Source organism: Acidovorax sp. FG48 (assembly GCF_057809085.1).
This window is the reverse complement of the sequence record NZ_JBMDJH010000057.1, coordinates 1-548: the sequence shown is the minus strand read 5'-3', so window position 1 is coordinate 548 and position 548 is coordinate 1. Positions and strand designations below refer to the sequence as shown.

General features: G+C 66.8%; 1 protein-coding gene. It reads right to left on the bottom strand.

The features are described 5' to 3' along the window. On the bottom strand, positions 1–548 hold a 548-nt coding region (locus ACODSU_RS25300), incomplete at both ends, for a methyl-accepting chemotaxis protein (protein ID WP_488845725.1).

Below are 548 nucleotides of genomic sequence, written 5' to 3'. Positions count from 1 at the left end.
GTCTTGGGCGCTGCCAGGCTGGCGGCGGGTTTGGTGCTGCTGCTCTTGGCGCTGCTGCCCAGGCTGCTGCGGGCCGGGGCTTTGTAGCTGGGCGCTGCCATGGGAGCGCGGGCGGGGGCTGCGCTGGTGCGCGCCGGGCTGTGGCTTGATGTGCTGTTGGCGTCGAGCTTGAACACGGCCACGGCGTTAACCAGTTCGCCGGCCTGGGCGTTCAGGGCGCTGGCAGCTGCTGCCATTTCTTCCACCAGGGCGGCGTTTTGCTGGGTGGCTTGGTCCATCTGGGTGACGGCTTCTCCCACCTGGCCGACTCCTGCGCTTTGTTCGCTGCTGGCAGCGCTGATCTCTCCCATGATGTCGGTCACGCGGCGGATGGCGCTGACGACTTCGGTCATGGTGGCTCCGGCTTTGTCCACCAAGGCGGTGCCTTGTTCCACGCGTTCCACGCTGGCGGTGATGAGGGCTTTGATTTCTTTGGCGGCTTCTGCGCTGCGTCCTGCCAGGTTGCGCACTTCTCCGGCCACCACGGCAAAACCCCGGCCTTGTTCGCC